The sequence below is a fragment of the Streptomyces sp. SLBN-8D4 genome (assembly GCF_049739545.1).
Taxonomy (GTDB): domain Bacteria; phylum Actinomycetota; class Actinomycetes; order Streptomycetales; family Streptomycetaceae; genus Streptomyces; species Streptomyces canus_C.
The window spans coordinates 8705931-8727604 of the sequence record NZ_JBMGQC010000001.1 but is presented as its reverse complement, the minus strand read 5'-3'; the positions used below and the strand labels follow the sequence as shown (position 1 = coordinate 8727604).

At 70.6% G+C, this 21674-nt stretch carries 17 protein-coding genes and 1 pseudogene; 8 read left to right on the top strand and 10 right to left on the bottom strand.

Annotated features, from left to right (window positions below):
• Positions 1-48: 48 nt before the first annotated feature.
• The 3 genes from RKD20_RS39585 to RKD20_RS39575 form a co-directional block, all read right to left on the bottom strand.
• Positions 49-2925, bottom strand: a complete 2877-nt coding sequence (locus tag RKD20_RS39585; protein ID WP_424881894.1) for a SpoIIE family protein phosphatase — start codon at positions 2923-2925, stop codon at positions 49-51.
• Positions 2926-3054: 129 nt separating this feature from the next.
• The gene (locus tag RKD20_RS39580) at positions 3055-4023 is read right to left on the bottom strand and encodes a cyclase family protein (RefSeq protein ID WP_424881893.1); all 969 of its coding nucleotides are present in this window, start codon (positions 4021-4023) and stop codon (positions 3055-3057) included.
• A gap of 235 nt (positions 4024-4258) precedes the next feature.
• On the bottom strand, positions 4259-4681 hold the full coding sequence (locus RKD20_RS39575; RefSeq protein WP_424881892.1) for a hypothetical protein: 423 nt from the start codon (positions 4679-4681) through the stop codon (positions 4259-4261).
• A 676-nt stretch (positions 4682-5357) separates the two neighbouring features.
• Here RKD20_RS39575 and RKD20_RS39570 point away from each other — a divergent pair.
• Positions 5358-6542, top strand: coding sequence for a type III polyketide synthase (locus RKD20_RS39570; protein WP_424881891.1), 1185 nt, complete (start codon positions 5358-5360; stop codon positions 6540-6542).
• Between the two features lie 185 nt (positions 6543-6727).
• Here the strand turns inward: RKD20_RS39570 and RKD20_RS39565 are convergent, their stop codons facing one another.
• Entirely contained in the window at positions 6728-8890 is a 2163-nt protein-coding gene (locus RKD20_RS39565) for a SpoIIE family protein phosphatase (protein ID WP_424881890.1), read from the bottom strand.
• A gap of 473 nt (positions 8891-9363) precedes the next feature.
• Between RKD20_RS39565 and RKD20_RS39560 the strand changes: the two genes are divergently transcribed.
• Positions 9364-9708, top strand: coding sequence for a hypothetical protein (locus RKD20_RS39560; RefSeq protein WP_424881889.1), 345 nt, complete (start codon positions 9364-9366; stop codon positions 9706-9708).
• A gap of 306 nt (positions 9709-10014) precedes the next feature.
• Here the strand turns inward: RKD20_RS39560 and RKD20_RS39555 are convergent, their stop codons facing one another.
• On the bottom strand, positions 10015-10443 hold the full coding sequence (locus RKD20_RS39555) for a secondary thiamine-phosphate synthase enzyme YjbQ (protein ID WP_424881888.1): 429 nt from the start codon (positions 10441-10443) through the stop codon (positions 10015-10017).
• A gap of 122 nt (positions 10444-10565) precedes the next feature.
• On the opposite strand from RKD20_RS39555, the gene RKD20_RS39550 reads away from it, so the two are divergent.
• The 5 genes from RKD20_RS39550 (at position 10566) to RKD20_RS39530 (ending at position 14606) form a co-directional block, all read left to right on the top strand.
• Positions 10566-10649: a putative leader peptide gene (locus tag RKD20_RS39550; RefSeq protein WP_424883424.1), complete on the top strand. Its 84-nt coding sequence runs from the start codon at positions 10566-10568 to the stop codon at positions 10647-10649.
• 121 nt (positions 10650-10770) lie between these two features.
• A complete protein-coding gene (locus tag RKD20_RS39545; RefSeq protein WP_424881887.1) occupies positions 10771-11670 on the top strand; it encodes an ABC transporter permease in 900 nt (299 codons plus the stop codon).
• Positions 11643-12425 (top strand): ABC transporter ATP-binding protein, encoded by a 783-nt coding sequence (locus RKD20_RS39540; RefSeq protein ID WP_424881886.1) that lies wholly within the window; start codon positions 11643-11645, stop codon positions 12423-12425. Before RKD20_RS39545 ends, RKD20_RS39540 begins: the two co-directional genes overlap by 28 nt.
• A gap of 42 nt (positions 12426-12467) precedes the next feature.
• A complete protein-coding gene (locus RKD20_RS39535; RefSeq protein WP_424881885.1) occupies positions 12468-13490 on the top strand; it encodes an ABC transporter substrate-binding protein in 1023 nt (340 codons plus the stop codon).
• Between the two features lie 39 nt (positions 13491-13529).
• On the top strand, positions 13530-14606 hold the full coding sequence (locus tag RKD20_RS39530) for an NAD(P)-binding domain-containing protein (protein WP_424881884.1): 1077 nt from the start codon (positions 13530-13532) through the stop codon (positions 14604-14606).
• A 9-nt stretch (positions 14607-14615) separates the two neighbouring features.
• On the opposite strand, the gene mltG is transcribed toward RKD20_RS39530, so the two are convergent.
• Entirely contained in the window at positions 14616-15464 is an 849-nt protein-coding gene (gene mltG, locus RKD20_RS39525) for an endolytic transglycosylase MltG (protein ID WP_424881883.1), read from the bottom strand.
• A gap of 81 nt (positions 15465-15545) precedes the next feature.
• Positions 15546-17384, bottom strand: coding sequence for an ABC transporter ATP-binding protein (locus RKD20_RS39520; protein WP_424881882.1), 1839 nt, complete (start codon positions 17382-17384; stop codon positions 15546-15548).
• Between the two features lie 94 nt (positions 17385-17478).
• Here RKD20_RS39520 and RKD20_RS39515 point away from each other — a divergent pair, with 94 nt between their 5' ends.
• Complete coding sequence (locus tag RKD20_RS39515) at positions 17479-17916, top strand: MarR family winged helix-turn-helix transcriptional regulator (protein ID WP_020118404.1); 438 nt, start codon at positions 17479-17481, stop codon at positions 17914-17916.
• Between the two features lie 58 nt (positions 17917-17974).
• Here RKD20_RS39515 and RKD20_RS39510 read toward each other — a convergent pair whose 3' ends face one another.
• The 3 genes and pseudogenes from RKD20_RS39510 to RKD20_RS39500 form a co-directional block, all read right to left on the bottom strand.
• The gene (locus RKD20_RS39510; protein WP_424881881.1) at positions 17975-19333 is read right to left on the bottom strand and encodes a cation:dicarboxylate symporter family transporter; all 1359 of its coding nucleotides are present in this window, start codon (positions 19331-19333) and stop codon (positions 17975-17977) included.
• A gap of 169 nt (positions 19334-19502) precedes the next feature.
• The gene (locus RKD20_RS39505; protein WP_424881880.1) at positions 19503-21146 is read right to left on the bottom strand and encodes a peptide-N4-asparagine amidase; all 1644 of its coding nucleotides are present in this window, start codon (positions 21144-21146) and stop codon (positions 19503-19505) included.
• 69 nt (positions 21147-21215) lie between these two features.
• Positions 21216-21514, bottom strand: a pseudogene (locus RKD20_RS39500) (hypothetical protein); the annotation flags it as partial.
• Positions 21515-21674 lie beyond the last annotated feature (160 nt).

The window sequence follows — 21674 nt, the reverse complement described above, 5'->3', positions numbered from 1 at the left end:
CTGCTCTCTGTCACCCCAACGGAGCAGTGAATCGCCGGGGCCGGCGCCTCAGGCCCCCTCAAGCCCGCATTCGGCCCAGATGACCTTGCCCTGCTGGGTGTAGCGCGTGCCCCAGCTCTGCGTCAGCTGCGCCACGAGGAACAGGCCGCGGCCGCCCTCGTCGGTGGCGGCCGCTCGGCGCAGGTGCGGGGCGGTGTTGCTGGTGTCGGAGACCTCGCAGATCAGGGTGCGGTCGTGGAGCAGCCGTACCCGGATGGGGCCTGCGCCGTGGCGGATGGCGTTCGTGACCAGCTCGCTGAGCACCAGTTCAGCGGCGAACGCGGCCTCGTCGAGTCCCCAGTCGGTCAGTTGCCGGGTGGCGGAGGCTCGCACCTCGCTGACCAGGGCCGGATCGGCGGGCAGGTTCCAGGTGGCGATCCGCTGGGGGTCGAGGGCGTGCGTGCGGGCGACGAGCAGGGCGATGTCGTCGCAGGGGTGGGCGGGGGCCACCGTGTCGAGTATCGCCTCGCAGGTCTCGTCGGGGGTGCCGTTCGCTTGGGCCAGCGTGGCGCTCAGCTGATCGAGGACCACGTCGACGTCGCGGTGACGGTCCTCGATGAGCCCGTCGGTGTAGAGGACCAGCTGGCTGTTCTCAGGGAGGTCGAGCTCGGCGGCTTCGAACGGCAGACCGCCGAGGCCGAGCGGCGGTCCGGCGGGCAGGTCGGGGAACCACACGGTGCCGTCGGGGCGGACCAGAGCGGGCGGGGGATGGGCGGCCCGGGCCATGGTGCACTGCTGCGTGGTCGGGTCGTAGATGGCGTAGAGACAGGTCGCGCCGATGATGCCCGCGTCCACGGCGCCGGGGTCCTCCCGGTCCAGGCGTCCCACGAGTTTGTCGAGGTGGGTGAGGACCTCGTCCGGGGGGAAGTCGAGTTCGGCGAAACTGCGGGCGGCCGTGCGCAGCCGCCCCATGGTGGCGGCGGAGAGCATGCCGTGGCCGACGACGTCGCCGACGAAGAGCCCGATGCGGCTGCCGGACAGGGGTATGACGTCGTACCAGTCCCCTCCCACGTCGGATTCTGCGGGCAGGTAGCGATGGGCGACCTCGACGGCGTCCTGGTCCGGCACACCGTGCGGGAGCAGGCTGCGCTGCAGGGCCAGGACCATGGCACGTTCGCGCGTGTAGCGCCGGGCGTTGTCGATGGACAGTGCGGCACGGGCGGCCAGTTCCTGGGCCAGCGACCGGTCGTCGTCCCCGAACGCCGGCGAGTCCTGCGCGCGGTAGAAGGCGGCCACGCCCAGGACCGCGCCGCGGGCGACCAGGGGCACCGCGACGAGGGAGTGGACGTGGCTCAGCAGCTGTGCGGAGTGCTCGGGGTCCTGCGCGAACCAGCCCGCGGCAGCCTTCAGGTCCGGTTCGAGCACTGCCTGGCCGCTCGTCAGACACCGCGACTGCGGCATCGTCGGACCGTAGTCGACCTGCTTGCCGACCGGGTGGAAAGGACAGTCGTCATGGATGCCGTGGACCACCGTACGGCGTAGGTCACTGCGGGGATCGGCGGACTCCTCGCCGCGGAGCACGGCTCCCGGCAGGTCGATGGTGACGAAGTCGGCCAGTTGCGGCACCGCCGACTCGGCGAGCTCCCTGGCGGTACTGCCCACATCCAGGGTGGTGCCTATGCGGACGCCGGCCTCGGACAACAGCTCCAGGCGGCGGCGCGCGGCCAGGGCGTAGGTCCCCACGTGCGGCTCCCCCACCATCATGAGCCCTCTCGCCGGGGGCGGGGAGTCGGAGTGCCCGTCCGTCGTGCCGTCGCCGGCCGTGACGCCCTCGCCGCCCAGGGCGACAGGGCCGTGCTCCGTGCCAGGCAGATCCTCCGCCGGCGAGGTGACGTGGAGCTGCCCGGGCGCCGCGTCGCGAACAGCCCCCAAGAACGTGAGGGAGGTGGCGACGGCAAGCTCGGCAGACAGGCCCAGCGGCTCGTGGACCTGACGCGGGAGGGTGAGGGGCTCGCGCGGCGAGGGACCGGGGACAACGGCCTCGATGGCGAAGCCCTGCACTCCGGAGGCACTCGTCATCGGCCGGCTCACGAGCGTGACCCGACGGCCGTCGGACAGGGGCACGTCGACACGGGCCCGCTGCGCGTACGCGATCAGCTCGGCGGCCTTCTCCATGAGGATCGCCCGGTCGCGGGGGCTCATCTCCACGGCGAGTTCCCGCACCCCTACGCGGTGTCGAGGACCTGCGGCGGCCTCGGCTCCGCTGTCCAGGTACGCCTGCAGCAGAGCGCGCTCACGCGCGGAACTCTGCCCCAGCAGCCGCCGCTCGATGGTCTCGGCCGCCTTGTGTATCACGGTGTCCAGCGCCGGGTCCTCGGCGCTGCGCGGATAGCCGAAGCACAGGACGCCCTCGATGCGGCCGCTGAGCGGGTCGCGGACGGGAAGCGCGCGGCAGGCACTGCCCTGGGAGCGCTCGGCGAAGTGCTCGGCACCGTAGACCCGGATGGGTTGGCGCTCGGCCAGGGCGAGACCGATGCCGTTGGTACCCGCGACCTTCTCGGCGAACACGAAACCGGGGGCGGTCTGGATGGCCGGGAGAAGTCTGGCCAGCGACGCTTCTCCGAAACGACGCAGGAGAACCGTCCCGCTCGCATCGGCGACGGAGATGTTCATCGCGCTTCCGGCGAACATGACCTGCAGCCGGTCGAGCACCGGAACGGCCGCGCGGACGATCCGTCCGTCCGGTTCGAAGTCCTCCCGGAAGGGAAGGTCGGACTGGTCCGGCGACAGCCCCAGGGTCCGGCAACGCCGCCAGGAATCCAGGATCGACGTGCGCACGCCTGCCTCGACCGGCTCACCCTGCAGGAACCGCTCACGGAAACTGGCGGGCCCCGTGCCGCCTGGCGCACGCCCCGCCGGTATCGGGTCTTCGCCGGCCTGAACCACGCTCCGCCTCACTCGCGCCTTCGACAGTCAATTCTTGTGAAATGTCTGCTATGGACGAGGATACGGGCATTGGGGGCGCGAGTCACCGTTCGCAAGCCCCTCACACACGGTGACCGGACCGGATCGGCGTCACAGGACCGCGACCGGGTTGACGGGCGAGCCCGTCCCGCCCGGGACGTTCAGCGGCGCCACGACAAGCATGAAGTCGTAGCGCCCCGCCGTCGCGGTCGCGGCGGACAGCGCTTCCAGGTCGAGGTTGTCCAGCAGTGGCGTCCCCATCGCGGCCACGGCCAGGGCGTGGACCGGCGAGTGCACGCCGTCCACGGGTGAGGGCCGTACGTCACTGTCGCCGTCTCCGCCCAGCAGCGCGATGCCACGCTCGGCCAGCAGCGGCACGGCGTCCACATGAAAGCCCGCGCTGGCCGTGTCGGGGTCCCAGGCGCCGAGTTCCTCGCGGCGCCGGACCTGTCCGGAGCGCAGCAGTACCGCGTCGCCATCGCCGATCGTCACATCGAGCGCCCTCTCCACCGCGACGATGTCCCTCGCGTGCACCGCTCGCCCCGGCTCCAACCAGGGGGTCCCGAGGACGGCGGGCAGGTCGAGGAGCACCCCCCTCGTGACGAGGGACCCGAGCGTCGACACCGCGCCGAAGCGGGCGCCTGCGGCACCGACGACCTCGTGTGCCGTGCGGCCGTCGTAGAGCTGCCCCCGATAGGCGATGTGGCACAGCGCGTCGAGATGGGTGATGCCCTTGCCGTGGTAGTCGGCGGCGATGAAGTCCTTGTGGGTGGAGGGTTCCGGCGCCTCCACATCACCGAGGTCGGTCATGTGGTGCAGGGCGGGCTTGCGGTTGCCGGGGCCGGGCCGGGTGTTCCAGGGCAGCGCCAGCGGGACGACCGTCCCGGTCCGCACGCACGCTGCGGCCCGCCGCACATGGTCCGCGGTGACCCGGTTCCAGGCGCCGCGGTCGGCCGGGGACCAGCGACCCCACGTGCGAACCGCGTCGAAGAGTGCGTCGAACTCCCGTCTGGAGACGGCGGGCCCGTTGCCGACGCCGGTCGGCGCGGGAATCGCGGCATCCTCGGAACTCGGACTCATCTGTATTCACCGCTCCCGGGCTGGAACGGCTCCGACGGCAGGACGTCACCGGACGCGACACGGATCGGACTTACGGACTGTGCGCCCGGCTGACGCCGCGACACGGAGAAGCGCCGTCCTCGTGATCGGAAAACCAGCTTCGCACATTCGCGGATGGTTTGGAGAGGTATGCCCCGGATTCGGCCGGGGCATCGGTCGGTGGCGTGGCGAGTTTCATCCGCGACCGCGCAAGATCCTATGCGGGGATACTTGCCGCCAGGTCGTTGAGCACGGCGTTGACCGTGGACCAGCAGAGGTCGGCCGTGTCGAAGTCTGCGCTGTGTTTGGCGCGCTTCTCTGCGCGGGGGTGGACAAGGTTGCGGTAGGTCCGCAGCCGGTCTGAGGCCATTTTTGCGTCTTGGCGGCTGTGCGCCCTGGAAGCGTCAGGGATTCTCGCGAGTCCTTCGCATGCGGTCACCCAGCAACCCGGCGACAGCGTCGCCGAGTTCGGCATCGGAATGATGCTGAGCCATACGTCGAGTTCCGCGGCCAGGATCGAGTCCACCACCCTTCCTCGGAACCAGCCCACCTCCGACAGCAGGTTCCGCATGGTGAAAAGCGCCCGCAAATTCGCGGGCACGTCTTCGACGCCGTCCTCGATCGCCTTGCGCGCGAACACCACGTACTCGTGGGCGATGTGGTCCCAACTGGGCGTCTCCAGCTCACGATCAAGGAAGTCCAGAAGTCGACTCGCCTGCGCGGCGGCAGGCCAGGGCGCCTCCGCCGGCGGCCGGGTTCCGCACAGCCCGCGGCCCGTGCCGTGATCGTCGGTCGGCCGGTCGCGGGCGGGCTCACGCAGGTCCGGTCGGGACCGCGACCGCTGTCGGGGCCCTTCCCCGGCCCATGAGTTCGACGTACTCCTCGCCCCGCTCCTCGCGTGCCGTCCAGGGGCACCACGGGCTCGACGAACTCGTACCACCGCGTTTCATGACCCGGGACACCGCGCCTACGGGTGTGGGACGTTACGGATCGGCACCACCGGGCTCCTCGTCGTGGAGGACAGTCAGGCCGTGGTGAGCCGCGGTGGCGGCGACGCGAGGTCCACCGGTGGCATGTCAGGCAGACGCGGAACCGCGCCGGCCCCCTCTGCAGCAGTGTGCGCCGCGTCACGCATCGCAGAACCTCCTAAGTTGCCCAGATCACAGCGCAAACGCCCCGGTGGCATCCATGCTCGAAACGGACGCAGAGTCCTGAACCGGTGTGCACTGTCGTGGAATTGGATGAATCGCTTCCAATTGGCCTATGACACAGCGCCCGTGACAATTCCCCTCGTTCCCTGTAGAAAGGCGCCAATCATGGCCGCTTACCTGTGCCCGCCTGCCGTGATACACGGCAAGCACGCCGTGCGGACCAGCCAGATCGTGGACGAAGTGCGCGGTCGGCACCCGAACGCGGCGTGGGCGCCGCGGATCGACGGCATCGCGGCCAGTACGGGCATCGAAACCCGTGGCTGGATGCTGCCGTTGGAGGCCGCCGTCGCGCCCGGCAGCGGAAGCGGCCTGCCGGCCGCCGGCATCGGGCCGGCCCGAGAGGCGCTGGCCGGTGAGGGGTTCACCGAACAGGACGTGGATCGCGCGATCGCCGCCCTTGAGGCGATATCCGCGCCGCAGACCGTCCAGGAGCGCACCGCGCCGGCCTGGTCGGCAGTGCAGTCCTACGGTGAGCGTGCGGCGCGCGGGGCCCTGCAGATCGCCGGACTGGACGCCGCGGACGTCGACTGTCTGATCACCAGTCACTCCACCACCCCGGCGCTGCCAGGGCTGGACGTCTCCCTCGCCAACAGACTCCCGCTCCGGCGCGACGTGCTGCTGCTGCCCGCCACACAGTGGGCGTGCATAGCCGGGACCCGCTCCCTGGCGCTGGCGGCGGATCTCGTGGCCGCGGACCCCGACCGGGTGGTCCTGGTCGTGATCGCGGAGGCACTGAGCACGACCTACCAGCCCGCGGACGACACTCTGGAATCCCTGATCGTCCGGTTGCTGTTCGCGGACACCGCGGTCGCCGCGGTGGTCACGGGCCGCCCGAGGCCCGAGTCGACGCTGCGGCTGGACGCCGCCTGGCACCACACTCTGCCCGGCACCCAGGACCTGCACCGCCTGGAGACACGGGAGGACGGCACACACTTCGTGATGGACCGGCGCGGGCCGCGCGCCGTGCAGGAGACGGTCACCGCGATGTGGGAGTGGTTGCGCCTCCGATACCAGGATGCCCCCGGCTCCTGGCACCCCGACGTTCTGCTCGCCCACCCCGGCGGGACGCGTGTGCTGGAGTACATGGAGCAGACCATGCCCGACGGGTGGCCGTCGGGGCTCCTGCGCTACAGCCGGGACAGCTACACCAGCGGCAACCGCGGCGGCGCCGCCGTGTTCGACATCATGCGGAGGGCATACGACGCAGGGCAGAAGGCGGGCAGCCGTGCCGTCCTGTACGCGGCTGCCCCGGGCCTCACCGCCACCGCCCTGGAAGGGGAGTGGCTGTAGTGCGGACTCGCGCCCCTCGTAACGCCGGTGCCGCCGCCCGACGAACAGCTCCCGCGCCGCCCGGCCGGCGCCCCGTCAGCACCCGGCCGAAGCCACGCCACCACCCGGCCGGAGCCTCGCCACCAGCCCGCTGACACCTCATCACCGCCCGGCCGACACCCCGTCACCGCCCTGCCGGCACCCCGTCACCGCTCGACCGAAGCCCACACCACCTTCCCGGTGTCCGTCCACCGCACCCCCCACCGGGTGGTGAGCCCGTGCACTACGTGCAGGCCACGGCCGGCGTCGTCGAGGAGCCCGCCCGGGCCCAGTCGCGGCCTGCCGTTGCCGGTGTCGCCCACCTCGCACAGCAGCCCGTGACCGGTCCTGATCAGCCGTACCGTGATGGGTCCGCCGGCGAAGCGGACCGCGTTGGCGACCAGTTCGTCGACCACCAGCAGCACGCTGTCCCTGGTGTGCTCTCTGGTGGCCCACTGCCCCAGCAGCTCGGAGACCAGTGTGCGGGCCCGGGCGGCCGCGTCGCCGCGGGCGGGCAGACGCCACGTCGCGGTGTCCCCCTTGCGGTAGCCGATCATGCGGGCGATCAGCAGAGTCACGTCGTCGCGCCGACGCGTCGGTGCCACCGCCGAGACCACGCGCCGCGCGGCCGGCTCCAGGGCGTCCCACGGGTGCACCGAGGACACGGCGTCCGTCAGCCTGTTGATGCCTTCGTCGATCGACAGGGCGGGATCCTCCACCAGGCCGTCGGTGTAGAGGGCGAGCAGCGAGCCCGGGGGCGCACAGAACGCGTGCACGTCGTACGGCTCCCGCAGCGCGAACTCGGCGCCCAGCCCGGGGTGGGGGCGTATCGCGACCAGGCCGGCTGGACCGTCCGGGGGTACCAGGACCGGGGGAAGGTGGCCGGCGCTGGCCACCGCCACGTGGTGGCCGACCGGGTCGTACACGGCGATGCAGCAGGTCGACCCGAGGGCGCTGTAACCGGCCGCCAGTCCGGACTCCGCGTCGTCCAGGAGAGCCACGGTCTCGTCCAGGTGCTCCAGCACCTCGTCGGGCGCAAGCCCCGCCGACAGCAGCGCGCGGGCCTCCATGCTCAGCTGTCCCATGGTCGCCGCGGCGCCCAGCCCGTGCCCGACGACGTCTCCGACCACCAGCGCGGTACGGCCGTCCGGCAGCGGAAAGCTGTTCACCCAGTCGCCGCCGACGCCCGCACTGTCGGGGGTGGCGGGCTGGTAGACGCTGGCCGTCTGGATGGTGTCGCCGCCGGACCGTGGCAGCAGTCGGCGCTGCAAGGCCAGTACCTGTGTGTGCTCGCGCTGGTGCTGACGGGCCAGGTCTACGTGGTGGGAGGTCCTGGCCACCAATTCCTGCAGGTCGAACAGCTCGCTGTCCGCGAAGGGGCGGTCCGCCCGCCGCCAGACCTCCGCGACACCCAGGACGACGGGTGGCGTGCCGTCCAGGACCAGCGGTACGCACACCACGGCCACCGCCTGGTCGCCGGGCACCAGGGCACGTACCAGCCGAGGACTGCCGAGCACCCGTTCGATCGTTGCCCGGTCGGGTACGACGATGGCCTGCGCGGCATCGTCACGCCGTATGGCCTGCGACAGCAGCCGACTCGCGTCGCCGGGAAGATCGTCGCCCGGGGTCACATAGCCGTCGGGCCACGCCCGGTCCGGCACCAGGGCCGCCCGCCGCAGCCGGAGGCGCCCCTGCGGCTGATCGGTGACCGCCTCACCCGTCCACACGGCGAAGTCGAGGTCGATGGCGGTCACGTCACCCCAGGCCAGCAGGGACTCCGCCAGCGACTGCGCGGTCTCGCCGATGTCCAACGAGGTGCCGATCGCTGTCTCGGCGGCGTACAGGTGCAGCCTCCTGGCCATGGCGATCAGGGTGACGGTCAGCCCCTCCTGAGGCGCCGCGGCGGCCAGGATGCTCATGGAAACCACCAGCTCCGAACCGTCGCCGCGTCGCAGGCGCTGGACCCGGGCGACGTGCGGCTCACGTGTCTCGAGGACCTGCCGCAGCCGCCGGGTGACCGTCGGTACGTCCGAGGGAGGCAGGAGATCGACGAAAGGGCTCCCGGCCACAGCCTCCACCCCCGCGAAGACCGGGGCGCCCAGATTGCAGCGGGTGATTCTCAGGTCCCGGTCCAGATTGACCGCGCCGAGGATTTGCTCCTGACCGGTGGGGGTCGGGTTGTCGGATACGGCTCGGCGGGCGGCGTCGTCCCCCTGAGGGTCGGCGGAACCGGCGGCCGCTGCCGCTCCGTCGACTGGCATGTACTGACCCAAAGCGCTGCTGACCATGTCGAACGGTGACGCAGACGAGGGGGGTGGGGTGGAGTCCATACGACTCTCTCAGCTCGCTCGCCGACCCCGGCACCACGTCGGAGCCGTACCAGAACCCGGGCGACAGAGTCCCGGGATTCTTGACCGCAAACCTCATTCAATAACACCCGGGGCCGCTTCGCCTACACCAGCGGGCCTCACGGTGACGCGGTGGCAGCCGACGACCGGTGTTCCTTCGCAGTCGTTCCATGGTCGTCGCCGCTCTGTACCGGCACGCCGTCGAGGCCGAGTGGCATGGAGGCTGCGCACCCTCGGTGCGGGGCGGGCGGACGTCGAGCGACAGCGCGGCCCCGAGGTGTGCCCGGTGGCGAACCGCGTTGACACGGATGATCGCCGGACGTTGACTGACAACACGGCGCAGGACCGTGAACAGCAGGGGCGACCGGGCTTCCGGCGGCCCTGAGCAGCCGTCGAGAAGGCGAAGGGCGACTTCGGACGGTGACCCCATCGCGACGGAAACGGTGCAGACGACGATGTACGACCAGACACGCGCCCAGCAGCCCGACGACCGGTCCTCGGGCTTCGGGGCGCGCCGCGCCCAGGGCCCCGAACCGCTGATCCCGTCCGACGAGCGGGACAAGATCGTCCGGCACCTCGGGCACGCCGTCAACCACTTCCCGGACACCCCGCGCGAGGCGCTGGAGGAGGCCGAGGTCGCCTTCGACGCAGCGGCCGACGCGCTGGTGAAGGCCCTCGCGGAACGGCGGCGGGGCCTGCGCGAGGGCTGGCAGGATCAGGATGCCGAGGGGCAGTCCACCGAACTCCGGTTCGCGCTGCGGGAGTACCGGGAGATCACCGGGCGGCTGCTCCGCGTGTAAGCGGCCACGGGACCCGCACCCGCGGCAGCCGTCACCTGCGCGTCCTCGCCATGGGCGCGGGCTCTGGGCCGTCGGCGCGCAGCGGGTCGCACCCGGGCTTCGCCGGGTCGGCGACCGCCGTCTTCTCAGGTCGGGAAGTCGTGGCTGCCGAGCTCTGGCGGGATCGACACGACCCGCATGGGTGCCTTGACGGCCCTGATGAAGGCCCGGGTCTGCGGATAGCCGCGCTCACCGTGCCTTGCCGACGCGCCTGATCCCTCGGTCGCGGTCGCGGACAGTTCGTCCAGGCCCTGAAGAGCAACTGAACTAGGAGCCCGCAAGAAAGGTGAAACGCACCTTTCGTTGCGGATTATCCCTATTCGTGTCCACCAGGCACACCGACTGCCAAGTCCCCAGCTCCAGCTGCCCGTTCACCACCGGCAGCGTGGCATGCGGGGGCACGATCGCCGGGAGGACGTGGTCGCGGCCGTGGCCGGGGCTGCCGTGGCGGTGCTGCCAGCGGTCGTCGGCGGGCAGCAGGGTGTGGAGGGCGGCCAGGAGGTCGTCGTCGCTGCCGGCGCCCGTCTCGATGATCGCGACGCCCGCGGTGGCGTGCGGGACGAAGATGTTGAGGAGACCGTCGCGGCCCGCGGCGATCTCCCTCAGGAAGGCCTCGCAGTCGCCGGTGAGGTCGACGATCCGCTCCGACGAACCGGAGGCGACGTTCAGGACTCGGGTGGTGAAAGCGTCTGACATGCCACCATCCTCACCCCTCGCGCCGGATTCACTCGTCACACATGGCTCATCCAGCGATACGGCAGGTCCAGTCCGCGAGACACCGTTGACCGTGGACACGCCGACTGGCTAGCTTCGGCCGCATGTTGCGTTCAGTCCTGCTCACCACGCGCGGTCACATCGACCTGCTGCGGGTGGCCTCCGCCGCGTGTCGCAGCGGCCGCTGACGCCCCTTCCCTCTCCTCCCCCGCCCTCGCTCCGCTGACCGGCGCGCGCACTGATCCGTGCCGTCCCCGGTGGCGTCGAGGCGCGCCCTTCACCGATCGCTCTCCCCCTCCGTGGAGCATCATGAGCATCAGCCATGCCCCGCCCGGCTCTCCCGCGCCCGACATTCCGGAAACGTCCCCCCAGGGCGCTGTCGAGCCCACCAGCCCCGCCCCCGCTCCCGACCTCGAACCCATCGTCCCCACCTCCTCCCGCCGCACCCGGGTCCCCCGCTGGCTGCGCCGCACCACCGGCCCGGTCCTGCTGCTGGCGTTGTGGCAACTCCTCAGCAGCACAGGGGTGTTGACCGCCGACGTCCTCGCCTCCCCCGACCGTATCGCCCAGGTCGCGGGCGATCTGGTCGCCGACGGTTCGCTGACCTCGGCGATGACGACCTCGCTCCAGCGGGTCGCGGGCGGGCTGCTCCTCGGCACCCTCATAGGCACCGGGCTCGCCCTCGTCTCGGGCCTGTTCCGGGTGGGCGAGGACGTCGTGGACGCTCCGGTGCAGATGCTGCGGACCGTGCCTTTCGTCGGCCTGATCCCGCTGTTCATCATCTGGTTCGGCATCGGTGAGGCCCCGAAGATCGCCATCATCACACTCGGGGTGACCTTTCCGCTCTACCTCAACGTCTACGCGGGCATCCGTGGCGTGGACGCGCAGTTGATCGAGGCCGGCGAGTCCCTCGGTCTCTCGCGGTGGGGTCTGGTGCGGCATGTCATCCTGCCGGGCGCGCTGCCCGGCGCCCTGACCGGTCTGCGCTACTCGCTCGGCATCGCCTGGCTCGCGCTCGTCTTCGCCGAGCAGGTCAACGCGGACTCCGGCATCGGCTTCCTGATGGTGCAGGCACGGGACTTCCTGCGCACCGACGTCATCGTGGTCTGCCTGATCGTCTACGCCTTCCTCGGCCTGCTGGCCGACTTCGTCGTCCGCTCTCTCGAAAGGCTGCTGCTGCAATGGCGACCGACGTTCACCGGCCGGTGAACCCTCAGACGACCGGGGCATCCGGAGCCGAGGAGCCCCGCCGCCTCGGGCGGGCCGTGCGGGTCCAGGGCCTGACGCGCTCCTTCGACGGACGTGCCGTCATCGACGACCTGCAACTCGACGTCCGGCCGGGCGAGTTCGTGGCCCTGTTGGGCCGCAGCGGGTGCGGCAAGTCCACCCTGCTGCGCATTCTCGCCGGACTCGACCGGGACATCGAGGGCACCGTCCTGGTCCCCCGCCGCAAGGCGGTCGCCTTCCAGGCACCCCGGCTGATGCCGTGGAAGAAGGTGTGGCGCAACGTCCTGCTCGGCCTGCCCGGCAAGCCGGACCGCGCCGTCGCCGACCGGGCTCTGGAGGAGGTGGGACTGAGTCACCGTACCGACGCCTGGCCCAAGACCCTCTCCGGTGGCGAGGCCCAACGTGCCTCGCTGGCCCGGGCGTTGGTGCGCGAGCCCGATCTCCTGCTGCTGGACGAGCCGTTCGGGGCGCTCGACGCGCTCACCCAGATCAAGGCCCAGCGCCTGGTGGGCGAGTTGTGGCAGCGCCGCGGCTGCGCGGTGCTGCTGGTGACCCACGACGTCGAGGAGGCCGTCCTGCTCGCCGACCGGGTCCTCGTGATGGACGAGGGTGTCATCGCACACGAGCAGGAGATCGACCTCGCCCGGCCACGCGACATCACCGATCCCCGGTTCGCGGAGATCCGCGGGCAACTCCTGGAACGCCTGGGCGTCGACACCGCCGCCGAAGCCGCCTGAACTCCCCTACCCACACGTCAAGTTGCACAGAACGGATTCCCCATGCGACGTCGCCTCGCCCCCGCCACACTGCTCCTCCCCCTCGCCCTCCTGCTCACCGCCTGCGGCGGGAACGCGTCCGCCGGCACGGGCAGCGACACCGACGGCAAGGGCTCCCTCACGCTGAACGTCGGTGACCAGAAGGGGGGTTCGGAGGCGATCCTGCGCGCCGCCGGGGAGCTCGACAACCTCGACTACAAGATCAAGTGGTCGACCTTCAGCTCCGGTCCGCCGCTTCTGGAGGCCGTCAACGCCAAGGCCGTCGACATCGGCGGTGTCGGCAACACCCCGCCGGTGTTCGCGGCCGGCGCCGACTCGAAGATCACGGTGGTGGCCGCCTGGCACGGCACGTCCAAGGGCGACGCCGTCCTCGTACCGAACGACTCCAAGCTGAACGATCCCGCGCAGCTCAAGGGCAAGTCCATCGCGGTGGCGCAGGGTTCCTCCGCCAACTACCAGCTGGTCGCCTCCTTGAAGAAGGCCGGGCTGGGCCTCGCCGACGTGAAGGTCAAGTACCTTCAGCCGGCCGACGCGCTGGCCGCGTTCACCTCAGGCAAGGTCGACGCGTGGGCGGTGTGGGACCCGTACACCTCGCAGATCCTCCAGGGGAAGCAGGGCCGTGTGCTGACGACCGGGGACGGCGTCACCAACGGTCTGACCTTCCAGGTGGCGGCGCCGAGCGCGCTGAAGGACAAGAAGAAGGCCGCCGCGATCAGGGACTACCTGGAGCGGCTCCGGCGCGCCTACAGGTGGGTCTACTCCCATGAGCCGGAGTGGGCGAAGGTCTGGGCCAAGGAGACGGGGCTGCCCGAGGACGTGGCGCTGGCCGCGGTGAAGCGGACGTACACCACCCGGGTCGCGGTGGCGGTGGACCGGCAGCTCATCGCCTCGGAGCAGGAGATCGCCGACACGTTCACCTCGTTGAAGCTGATCCCGGGGAAGGTGGAGTTCGGGAACTTCGTGGACACGCGGTTCAACGGCGATCTGCCCGCGTCGACCTCCGCGCCCCGCCCCGCCGAGGACTGACACGGGAAGATCCACGCCCTCGCCACCGTTGGTAGAAACGTGAACGACATGCGCGAGGTCGAGGTAGTCGTCGTAGGCGCTGGTCAGGCGGGTCTGTCCAGCGCCTACCACCTGCGCCGCACCGGTTTCGAGCCGGAGCGTGACTTCGTGGTCCTCGACCACTCCCCCGCTCCGGGCGGCGCCTGGCAGTTCCGGTGGCCGTCGCTGACGTACGGCAAGGTCCACGGCATGCACGCGCTGCCGGGGATGGAGCTCAAGGACGCCGATCCGCAGCGGCCGTCCTCGGAGGTGATCGCCGAGTACTTCACGGCGTACGAGCGAGCCTTCGACCTGCGCGTACGCCGTCCTGTCGACGTCCGTGCGGTTTGCGAGGGCAGCGACGGGAGGCTGCTCGTGGAGACCTCGGACGGGGTCTGGTCGACACGGGCTCTGATCAACGCGACGGGCACCTGGGACCGGCCGTTCTGGCCGCGCTACCCCGGCCAGGAGACCTTCCGGGGGCGGCAGTTGCACACCGCGCGATACCCCGGGCCCGAGGCGTTTTCCGGGCTGCGGGTGGTCGTGGTGGGCGGGGGCGCCTCCGGCACCCAGCACCTCATGGAGCTCGCCCCGTACGCGGCCGCCACCACCTGGGTGACCAGGCGCGAACCCGTGTTCCGGGAGGGCCCCTTCACCGAGGATTTCGGCCGGGAGGCCGTGGCACTCGTCGAGGAGCGGGTACGGCAGGGACTGCCGCCGAAGAGCGTGGTGTCGGTGACCGGACTGGCGCTGAGCGACGCGGTCCGGCAGGCGATCGCGGACGGGGTCCTGAACCGGCAGCCCATGTTCGACCGGATCACGCCCGAGGGCGTGGAGTGGAACGACGGGCGGCACGTCGACGCCGACGTGATCCTGTGGGCGACCGGGTTCCGGGCCGCCATCGACCACCTGGCCCCGCTGAAGCTGCGCGAGCCGGGTGGCGGGATCCGGGTCGAGGGCACGCGCGCGGTCGCCGACCCACGGGTCCATCTCGTCGGCTACGGCCCGTCGGCGAGCACCATCGGCGCCAATCGCGCGGGCCGTGCGGCCGTACGGGACATCAGGCGGCTCCTGACGGCGGAACCCGTCGCCGCCTGACGCTCCGGCTCACCCCGCTCCGGCCGAGTTGCGCTGGTTCTTGTTGAACTCGGCCACGTTGCGCCGGTGTTCCTCGAAGCTGTTCGTGAAGCGGGTGTCCCCCGGCTTCACCGTCACGAAGTACAGCCAGTCCCCCGCGGGCGGGTTGATCGCCGCGCGCATCGCGGCCTCACCCGGGTTGTCGATCGGCGTCGGCGGCAGGCCCATGCGCTGGTACGAGTTGTAGGGGCTGTCGATCTTGAGGTCGGCGCCGGTCGTCCGCAGGGTGGAGCGGTTCAGCGCGTAGTTGATGGTGGAGTCCATCTGCAACGGCATTCCGCGCTCCAGGCGGTTGAAGACGACCCGGGCCACCTTCCCCATGTCGGCCTCGGTCGCCGCCTCGGCCTGGACGATGCTCGCGATGGTGACGGCCTGGTAGACGTTCATCGCGTTGCGCTGGGCGCCGGCCGCGACGGGGGCGCCGTTGAACTTCTTGTTCGCGGTGTCGACCATGAACGAGAGAAGCGCCTCGGGCGTCGTCTTCCTGCCGTGCCGCTCCAGCGGGTATGTCGCCGGGAAGAGGTAGCCCTCCGGGTTGCCCTCCGCGTCGGTGGGCAGCTTGAGGTGCGCCTTGGCCAGGGACTTCTTGGCGGTGCCCGGCGGCTGGGCGAGGGCCTTGTCGACGGCGTCGTAGATCTGCCCGGACCGCCAGCCCTCCGGGATCACCAGGGTGGTCGGCTCCCGCTCCCCCTCGCCCCGCAGGCTGAGCAGCGGCACCGCCACGGCGGTGCCGGCCACGACGGCCCCGGTCGCGATGAGGACGAGTCGGCCCCGGCGCGTCAGTCGAATCGTGCTCCGTGGCGGAGTGTTCCTGTGCATGCGGGCACGGTAACCCGCATATCGTCACAAACCAGGCATATCTTCGGCTTGTCGGTTTCGGTTCAGCTGGTCGGTTCCCGTTCAGCCGGTCGGTTCCAGTTGTGCGTCGCCCTGGGCGGAGTCCAGTCGGGCGTCCCGGCGCACGAGCTCCGCGTACTGTCCCTCCTGCTCCAGCAGCTCCTCGTGCGTACCGCGCTCGGCCACCCGCCCCGAGGCGAGGACCACGATCTGGTCGGCGTTGCGGATGGTGGACAGGCGGTGCGCGATGGTGAGTGTGGTGCGGTTGGCCGAGAGCGCGTCGATGGCTTCCTGCACGGCGTGCTCGGTACGGGTGTCCAGCGCGCTGGTCGCCTCGTCCAGGATGAGGACGGGCGGGTCTCGCAGAATGGTCCGCGCGATGGCCAGGCGCTGCTTCTCCCCACCGGAGAACCGGTGCCCGCGTTCGCCGACGATCGTGTCGTACCCGTCGGGCAGCGAGGCGATGTGGTCGTGGATCTGGGCCGCCCGCGCCGCCTGTTCGATCTCCTCGTCGGACGCGTCCGGCTTGGCGAAGCGCAGGTTGTCACCGACCGAGGCGTGGAAGAGGTACGTCTCCTGCGAGACGACCCCGACGCCCCGCGCGAGGGTGTCGAAGTCGAGGTCGCGGACGTCGACCCCGTCCAGGGTGACCCGGCCGCCCGTGACGTCGTAGAGCCGCGGGACGAGATAGCCCAGCGTGGACTTGCCGGCGCCGGTCGGTCCGACGACCGCGAGGCTGCTGCCCGCGGGGACGTCGATGTCGACGCCGTCGAGGACGGGCCCCCGCTGGTCGTCGTCGCTGTCGTACCGGAACTCCACCTTCTCCAGGCGCACCTCGCCCTTGACGCGGTCGAGGTGGACCGGGTTCTCCCGCTCGGTGATGTCGATCGGCAGGTCGAGGTACTCGAAGATGCGCTGGAAGAGCGCGAGGGAGGTCTGGATCTGGACGCCGGTCGACAGGAGGCTCACAGCCGGGCGGAACAGGCCCTGCTGGAGCGAGACGAAGGCGACGATGGTGCCGATGGAGATGTCCGGGCCGCCGGTCCGCAGGGCGAGACCCGCGGTCCAGTAGATGACGGCGGGCATCGCGGACATGACGATCCCGATGACGGCCATGCGCCAGCGGCCGGCCATGTTCGACCGTACTTCGAGGTCGACCAGGCCCTCGGACTCCTCGGCGAAGGACCGGGTCAGCGAGTCGGAGCGGCCCATGGTGCGGCCGAGCAGGATGCCGCTGACGGAGAGCGACTCGGTGACGGTCGCGGCCATCGCGGCCATCTGCTTCTGGCGCTGGGTGGTGATTTTCTTGCGTTCGTTGCCGACCCGGCGGCTGATCCACACGAACACCGGGAGCAGCAGCAGCGAGACGACGGTCAGCCGCCAGTCGAGGGCGATCATCGCGACGATCGTGGCGATGACGCTGGTCAGGTTGGAGACCAGGGAGGTGGCCGTCGAGGTGACGGTGGCCTGCATGCCGCCGATGTCGTTGGCGATGCGGGACTGCACCTCGCCGGTGCGGGTGCGGGTGAAGAAGGCGAGCGACATGCGCTGGAGGCGGCCGTAGACCGCGGTGCGCAGGTCGTGCATGACGCGCTGGCCGACCGTGGTGGAGATGAGGGTCTGCAGGACGCCGAAGATGCCGGTCAGGACGGCACTGAGGATCATGCCCAGCGCGAGCAGGCTGAGCAGTCCGGTGCGGCCCTGGGGGATGGCCACGTCCAGGGTTTCCTTCAGCAGGAAGGGGGTGGCCACGGTGACGAGGGAGGCGGCGCCGACCAGCAGGCCGACGACGGCGAGCTTGGCGCGGTAGGGCTTGAAGAGCCGGAGGATGCGGCGCACCTGACGGGGCTGGTCGGTCGAGGTGCCGGGTGCGGGGGTCCAGTCGATGTGATCGCGGGGCATGGTCTCCTACGGAGGGTGAGGTGAAGCGGACTGACGGAGCCTAGCTCATTGTTACCTATGCTCACAATGAATTAGATCCTGATATTGTTCCCGCATGACCACGCCAGATTCCGACAGCCTGCTCGCCGAGCAGTTGCTCAGGCTCACGCGCCGGGTGCACCGCATCCAGAAGCGCCAGCTCCATGAGCGCGGTCTCGGTGTGACTCCGGCCCAGTCCCGGCTGCTGCGCACCCTCGCACACTGGGAGACCCCGCCCCGCATGGCCGATCTGGCGGAGCGTCTCGAGGTGGTGCCGCGTGCGGTGACGAGCCTGGTCGACGGCCTGGAGGCGGGCGGCAAGGTCCGGCGCGTGCCCGATCCGGCCAACCGGCGGGTGATCCGCATCGAGCTCACCGAGGACGGCGTGAAGACGCTTCAGGAGCTGCGGGACGTGCGCAGGGCCGCCGCGAAGGAGATCCTCGCCCCGCTGTCGGGCGAACAGCGTGAGGTGCTCGGCCAGTTGCTGGACACCTTGGCGGACGGGCCGTGCTGAACGGGGTGTGGCCACCACTTCGGCGAAGTGGTGGCCACACCCCGTTCGGGGACCCGCGTCAGCCGACCTCGGAAACCGGCTCCCTGGGGGACTGCGCCGATACGGGTTCGTCCTCCACGGTGGGCACGCTCTCGCCGCCCAGCACCTTCTTCGCCCGGTCGAGGTCCAGCGCCCCCTCCCAGCGGGAGACCGCGAAGACGGCGACGCAGTTGCCGAGCAGGTTCGTCACGACGCGCATCGAGTCCATGATGCGGTCCACACCTAGGAGCAGGGCGACAGCGCCGGCCGGGATCGCACCGAGCGAGGAGGCGGTGGCGGACAGGGCGAGGAAGGCGGAGCCGGGGATGCCCGCCATGCCCTTGCTGGTCAGCATCAGCACCAGGACCACGGTGATCTGCTGGCCCAGGCTGAGGTCGACGCCCACCGCCTGGGCGATGAACAGCGTGCCGATGGAGAGGTAGAGCGAGGCTCCGTCGAGGTTGAAGGAGTAGCCGGTGGGCAGCACCAGGCCCACGGCGTCGTCGCGGGCGCCGGCCTTGCGCAGCTTCTGCATCACGCGCGGCATGACGGACTCGGTGGACGCGGTGCCGAGCGCGAGCAGCATCTCCTCGCGGATGTAGCGCAGGAACTTCCAGAGACTGAGCCCGGTGAGCGCCTTGAGCGCGACCGCGAGCAGCGCGATGAAGAGAGCGGCGGCCGCGTAGCACAGGATGATCAGCTTGGCGTAGGTCTCGATGACGCCGAGGCCGTACTGGCCGATCAGGACGGCCATCGCACCGAACACCGCGATCGGCGCGAGGCGCATCACGAAGCCGACGACCGCGAAGATGATCTCCTGCGCCTGCTCGATGGCGGGCAGCACCTGCGGCACCTTGGTGTGACCGAGGTGGAGCAGCGCGGCGCCCACCAGACAGGCCAGGATGAGCACCTGGAGCAGGGAGTTCTCGGCGAAGGCGCCGATGAAACTGGTGGGCAGCGCGTTGACGACGAACTCGGTCGTCGAGGGCAGGTGCCCGCCGCCCGTCTTGGCGTCGACCGCCGCGCTGTTGAGCGTGGCCGGGTCGACGTGCATGCCCGAGCCGGGCTGGACGAGGTTGGCGGCGAGCAGCCCGATGATCAGCGCGAGGGTGCTGGCCACCTCGAACCAGATCAGCGCCTTGAGCCCGATCCGGCCGAACGCCTTCAGGTCACCGGCCTTGGCGATGCCGACGACGACCACACAGAACACGAGCGGCGAGATGATCGTCTTGATGAGCCGGGTGAAGCCGTCGCCGAGCGGCTGGAGGTCCGAGGCGAAGCCCGGCCACAGCTTCCCGACGAGGATGCCGAGCACGAGGGCGACGGCGACCTGCGTGAAGAGAGAGGTACGCAGTATGTGTGCGACGCGTCGCGGCAGGGACGGGACGGACGGCGGCACGGGCACTCCTTGAGCGATGGGGGGAACGCAGAAGCCCGGGGAAGACTTCTGCGATACGGAAAACTGCTTCCGTGGCGATCACTCTGGAGGGACCGTTGATCACGCGAGAAACCGTCGCGTTTCAGCCGCGTAAATCACTCTGCCTGTGACGCATCGCACACAACTGCCGTCAGCAGCCGTCACGTTCCCGGATCAGCACCCCCTGGGCGGTGTCGACCGACCGGTCGTAGCAGCCGACCGAACCGCGGATCCGGTAGCGCTCGCTCGTCGCGCCGACCGCGTGCCGCTGGTCGCGCGGGACGTTGATCGTGTACGTGGCGTCGCCCGCGTAGGTGTCGTCGAGCCGGTACCACCGCGTGCGACGGCCCGCCCGGACCACCGTGACGTCGGCGCGGTCACCGAGGGTCAACACGGTGCGCAGCCGGTCGCCCGCGCCGATGGTGGTCGTGCCGTCCATCGAGTACGTCCGGTGGGTGCGGGTGGTCCGGGCCGGGCCGCGGCCGTCGACGGTGACCGACTCGTCGTCCGTCCAGGTCGCCTTGAGCGCGTCGGGGTTCTCGCCGTCGGCCCAGCGGTGCGTGGAGGTGTTCGCCAGCGAGCGGCGGACGGTGGTGGTGACGCGGCCGTGCGAGGTGTCGACGTATCCGGCGACGGTGAGCCGGTGGTCACCCTCGGTGTCCACGCGGTGTTCCGAACCGGGCGTGTACGTCGAGGAGTCGGCGAGGTCACCGCTCGTGTGTGCGGTGAGCTTCCCGGTTACGTGCACACGCTTGGCGTCCTGCCAGACGAGGACGTTCACGGGGGTGCTCCAGCCGGGCTGCCCCTCGGGGACGCCGACGACCGCGACCTCCACGCGGTGCGCCCGCCCGTCGTTGAGAAGGCCTGCGAAGGGGGTCAGGTCGTATTCGATCGGCTTGATGTCGAGGGCGCGCGGGCCCGGGACGACGTACCAGAGAAAGGGATTGGACCAGCCACCGGTCCACACGGTCGGGAACGGAGCGGCGATCCCGGCGAGTTGGCCGTCAACCTTGATCTGCACCTCGCGGTAGGGGCCGTTGTCGGCCTGGCAGGAGTACGGCGCGTTCGACGGCACCGTCAGGTACCAGTACTCCTCGCAACCGCCGCCCGAGCCGGTGGCGTACACCTCCGCGACGATGCGTTCGCTGTTGCGCGGAGTGGTGAGGGCGTTGTCGTGGAGCGTCAGCACGCGGTCCGGCACCGGGGCGCCGCGCCCCTCGTAGAACGTGAGCGTGACCTTCACGTCGATGATCCCGGTGTACGTGTCGTCGACGACGTTTCCGATGAGCATCTCGACGTCATGGCGGGCGCGGAAGGTGTCGCTGTAGCGCGTGACGTCCTTCTCGACGGACCACTCGATGCCGTCGGGCGAGGGCTCCGGTGTGGAGGTACGGAAGATCTCGACTCCGCCGAGGTGCAGATATCCGAGCCGGTCGAACTGCCGGCCCTTGACCTTGCCGTCCATGCGCAGCACGACCTTGCTCCAGCGGTCGCCGCAGCCCTCGGGCGGAGTGTAGGTGCCGGTGTACGGGGTGAAGTCGCGGAACTGCGCTTCGGCGAGCGTGACCTGGCAGGACTTGCCCGGGGGTCTGGTGACGGGCGGGGCCGCGGTGACGGGGTCGTGCCAGTCGCTGCCGAACTCGGCGGGGACGTCGGCCGATGGGACCTGCGCGGACTGTGCCTGGGCGGCGGCTGCCGGCTGCGCCTGGGCGGACTGGGCGGGCGCGGCACCGAGCAGGGTGCCCGCCAGGAGGGTCGCTCCTGCGAGCATGGACATGACGATCCGTCTCTTCATGGCCGTGTTCTACGGCGAGTTGGCCGTCTCCCGCAATGACGCCTCCCCCATAAGCCTCAGGCCTTCAGAGCTGACACAGGCCGACGTATCGCTGCCGTGGTCCATGTGCTGCCAGATGCCACCGCCGTCGGAGTAACGCCGGGGCCGGGTCTGGTTGTTCGGCGGGGTGCCCTCAGCCGGGCCCGCCCCGGGGTCCGGGAGCACGCCGCCCGCGTCGCTCAATGTGAACACGCTGACGGGCTGCGCCGGTCGCCCTCGCGGTGATCGGTGGTCCAGCCCTTCCTGCCGTTGCACGCGGGCCAGTCGCGGACCCGGTCCCAGCCGGAACCGTGCTTGGCGTAGAGCACGACGGTGGCGTCCGGGGAGTCCGGGGAATCCTTGCGCGTCGGGGATACGGGTCGGTCGGTCCGCCGGTTTGTCGGCGGACCGTCCCTCGGCCCGGGTGCAAAGCCGCCCGGGTGGGCCGGTCCCCGCCCACCGCAGCCCCCAGGGGGATCAGCAGTGCTGCCAGGACCGTCGTCGTGACCA